Source organism: Nonomuraea sp. NPDC049758, assembly GCF_040674635.1.
GTDB lineage: Bacteria > Actinomycetota > Actinomycetes > Streptosporangiales > Streptosporangiaceae > Nonomuraea.
Map to the genome: position 1 here is coordinate 1 of NZ_JBFAMZ010000061.1, position 3,682 is coordinate 3,682.

Sequence of the window (3,682 nt, forward strand, 5' to 3'; positions counted from 1 at the left end):
ATCCAGTCCCGTAACCCACTCCCGCAGATCAGCAGCGGTTAAGTCATCTGGCATGTTTACACGCTACAGATCTCAAAGGCTCGCTGTAGTACTAGCTGCAATAGCGACTAGTTGGAGGCTGAGTGCAGAAATTAGCGGTAGCGACCTGGGGCTTCTTCGCCTGTTAGTGATCCGTGATGGCCAGGAACTCCTGCAGCTCCGGCCAGTCGCCACTGGGGTGATCAGTGGGTGCGGCGGCGGGGCGCCAGGATCTCGGTGACCTTGGCGATGGCCTCAGGGCCGGGTTTGACGTAGCGCATGGCGGTGCGGGGGTTCTTGTGCCGGGTCTTGCCCATGATGAGCTGCAGCGGGACCTCGGCGCCGCCGAGGTGGGTGGCGGCGGAGTGGCGCAGCTGGTGCAGGTCGAGGCCGGCGTACGTCTCCAGCAGGACGCGGGGCGATCGTAGCCGAGGCGGACGCGGCCGGCGTGAGACCACGCTCAAACCGTGACGGCCTCCATCACGGAGCATTCCATGCCGAGTGGCGCATTCCCGCTCGGGTCGTCACCACGAAGCGTTCCAATGGAGGTGTGACGGCCAGACCTTCCTGGAGACCCCGGGCAGCGTTAACGCTGGCCGGGCTCATCGCGTCCGCCGCGGTGGGCGCGGCCCTTGCCTCCACCCGAACCACGACGCCAGGCGTCCCGGCAGCCCCCGCGCCGGAAGCCGTGCAACCCCCTCCACCGGCCGCCCCCGCGGCTCCGCCATGGCGCAGACGACTGCTGCGCGCGCTCGGCCTCACCATGCTCCTCGCCGCCGTCACGGCTGCGACCTGGGCCGCGCTCAACCCTCTGCTGCCGGCCTGGCTGCGCTGGACGCTGGGCGGTGTGGCCATGGCCGCCACGACATGCCTCATGATCGGTCTGCTGATCGGCCCCGCCGCCCGCCGTCTGTCCGGCGAACGTGTCCCGATCTCCGAGATCGAGCGCAAGCAGATGACCGCCACCGAGCGCATCGAAGCGCTCAACGCCGCCCGGCACACCCTGATCCAGGCAGCCACCGGCCTCGTCGTCATCGGCGGTGTCGCCTTCACCGCCCTCGGCCTGTGGTACACCGCCCGCACGGTCGATACCGCCCAGCAAGGCCAAATCACCGACCGCTACACCAAGGCCGTCGAACAGCTCGGCTCAGCCAAACAGGACGTACGCCTGGGCGGCATCTACGCACTCCAGCGCCTGGCCGGCGACTCTCCCCGCGACCGAAACACCGTGATTGCCGTACTGTCGGCCTACGTCCGCGGCCATGATTTCTGCACCTTGCAACCCGAGCGGAAGAAGCTCCCTCAAGCCTGTGACGACGACATCATGTTTGACAAGCTGGTCAAGCTGCCGCACGCCAGGCCAGGAGCGGATGTAGTTGCAGCACTCACCGTCGCAGCCAAGCTGACGCTTGCCGACAGGACTCGCGCTGATCTCTCCCAGATGCGCTTCCCCAGCGCAGACCTGACCTCCGCGTTCTTGCCGGGAGTGGACCTGAGCTACGCGGACCTGAGCGGCGCGGATCTGCACAAGGCGGACCTGCGCGGCGCTGACCTGCACGGCGCGGACCTGAGCGGTGCGAACCTGTACGGTGCGAACCTGAGCGGCGCGGATCTGCGCGACGCGGTCCTGCGCGGGGCGGACCTGAGCGGGGGACACCTGAACAACACGGATCTCTCCCACGCGGATCTCTTCAGCGCGGACCTGCGCGACGCGGCTCTGCAAGGCGTGAGCCTCCGCGGCTCAATCCTGCAAGGCGCGAGCCTGCGCGGCTTAGTCCTGAGCGGCGTGGATCTGCGTGGAGCCGACCTGCGCTTGGCAGATCTGCGCAGCACTAATCTGCGCGGCGCGAACTTGGGCGGTGCAGACCTGCGCGGCGCGGGCCTGAGCGGTGCAGACCTGCGCGGCGCGGACCTACGAAGCGCGAGTCTGCTCGGTATCAGGGGGACAAGTGAGAAGGCAATACGCCAGACAGCCATCGCTGATGCCCGGACACGATTCGGACCGTGGACGGCGGTAAGAATCGACAGCGCTTGTTGGCGTGAAGTGATGGAGTACCTGGGCGCAGATCCCATGAGCAGGGTAAGTCGATGCTGGAAGTAGGCTCCTCCGGAAGATCCCCCGCCGTCTCCGCGAAACGGAGGCAGACGCTAACCCGAGCCGATGGCCAGACTCGCCAGAGATGGTGGCGTGCCGTCGATAAACGACCATGGAGGTTCCCGATGCGCGCATTGATCTACGACCCGGACGTACCCCAGGGCCTTCGGGTCGGCGAGGTTGCTGATCCGCGGCCGGAGCGAGCGCAGGCGGTGGTCGAGGTCCGGGCGGTGTCGTTGAACTTCGGCGAGGTCGCCGACCTGTCCCAGCGCACCGAACCGGGTGGTGTCTCAGGCTGGGACGCGGCGGGCGTCGTCGTTGAGGCGGCGGCGGACGGCTCGGGTCCGGAGGTCGGAACGCGCGTTGTCACCTGGGTCCGGCCGGCGCCTGGGCGCAGCTACGCGCGGTGGACACTGCCAAGCTCGTGACGGTGCCTGACACCGTCGACCTCGGCGCCGCGCGTGCGCTGCCGGTGGCCGAGGTCTCCGCCCCGCAGATACAGGATCACGCGAAGATCGACTCATACACCACATCCGTGGACGTGGCCAGGGCCTGGACTGACGACAGGGCGTTGACCTGAGAAGACGGCGTTTCGGGAACGGGACAGTACTCAGGTTCTGTCCGGTCGGACTGTCCCGAAGATCGAAAAGTACGCCAAATAGCGATCCCAGAATCACGCCATTGAGCGATCCAAGTCACAGTCCTGCCCGCTCAGCGCCCGGCCTGCCGCGTGGACCTGGGCGGCAAAGCCCCGCGCCTGCCCGGACGGAGCGAGGCCGGCGGGCCGACGGCGCGGGATTATCGGTTTGTCGGCTGGCCCGCGGTCAAGGGCGCGGTGGACTTGCGGTGGTGAGAGGCGCGGGCTTTGGCGCGGTTGCCGCAGATGTCCATGGAGCACCAGGTCCGGCGCCGATTGCGGGAGTGGTCATAGTAGGCCCATCGGCAGCTCGGCTCCCGGCAGGCCTTCAGCCGCGTCCACGTGCCTTCCGCCACGGCCTCGGCCACGACGACGAGCAGCCTGGCCAGCGCCGCCTCCACCGGCTCCCGGGCGCGGGCGACCAACCTGGGCGGGGAAACGGTCACGTCGAGCATCAACGGGAAGTCACGGGTGAGGTCGGCGAGTTCGGCGCGGGCGGCGGGGTTGAGGCCGTCCGGGCGCGGGCTGGAGACCGGCTCGGTGTTGTTCTCGGCGATCAGTGCGCGTAGTCCCTCGCGGATGCGTTCGGCACGGTCGCGCTGCTCGGCGTTCACCACCGTGTCGGCCGGCATGAGGCCGCGGGCGTGCAACCACGCCGCCAGCTGCTGCGGGGTTGCGATCTCGTCGCCGTCGCGGCGGCGGGTGTTGATGAACTCCTCGATCACGCGTAGCGGCATCGGCGCCGTCCCGGCCTCAAGGTTGTCCGGCACGGGCTCGGTGGCACGCTCATCCATCACGTCTCACAGCCTATCCGGCCATCGGCGATGGTAGGTTACCTAACCGACATAATTGGTACGTCAGTTAGATTAGAAGGGGTCGCTGGTGAGCATCAGCATCGGCAACATCTGCATCGACACGAACGACCTGGCCGG

Annotated in this window: 5 protein-coding genes; 3 read left to right on the forward strand and 2 right to left on the reverse strand. The window is 67.8% G+C overall.

From position 1 onward, the window contains the following. Positions 1-221: 221 nt before the first annotated feature. The gene (locus AB0J46_RS51845) at positions 222-476 is read right to left on the reverse strand and encodes a tyrosine-type recombinase/integrase (RefSeq protein WP_364344914.1); all 255 of its coding nucleotides are present in this window, start codon (positions 474-476) and stop codon (positions 222-224) included. A gap of 305 nt (positions 477-781) precedes the next feature. Between AB0J46_RS51845 and AB0J46_RS51850 the strand changes: the two genes are divergently transcribed. The 3 genes from AB0J46_RS51850 (at position 782) to AB0J46_RS51860 (ending at position 2,693) form a co-directional block, all read left to right on the forward strand. Next, positions 782-2,119 carry a pentapeptide repeat-containing protein gene (locus tag AB0J46_RS51850; RefSeq protein ID WP_364344917.1) on the forward strand — a complete coding sequence of 446 codons (1,338 nt, stop codon included), beginning with the start codon at positions 782-784 and terminating at the stop codon, positions 2,117-2,119. 119 nt (positions 2,120-2,238) lie between these two features. Further along, the gene (locus AB0J46_RS51855) at positions 2,239-2,541 is read left to right on the forward strand and encodes a hypothetical protein (protein ID WP_364344920.1); all 303 of its coding nucleotides are present in this window, start codon (positions 2,239-2,241) and stop codon (positions 2,539-2,541) included. A 2-nt stretch (positions 2,542-2,543) separates the two neighbouring features. Next, positions 2,544-2,693 carry a hypothetical protein gene (locus AB0J46_RS51860; RefSeq protein WP_364344923.1) on the forward strand — a complete coding sequence of 50 codons (150 nt, stop codon included), beginning with the start codon at positions 2,544-2,546 and terminating at the stop codon, positions 2,691-2,693. A 218-nt stretch (positions 2,694-2,911) separates the two neighbouring features. Here AB0J46_RS51860 and AB0J46_RS51865 read toward each other — a convergent pair whose 3' ends face one another. Beyond that, positions 2,912-3,544 (reverse strand): CGNR zinc finger domain-containing protein, encoded by a 633-nt coding sequence (locus tag AB0J46_RS51865; RefSeq protein ID WP_364344926.1) that lies wholly within the window; start codon positions 3,542-3,544, stop codon positions 2,912-2,914. Positions 3,545-3,682: the final 138 nt, after the last annotated feature.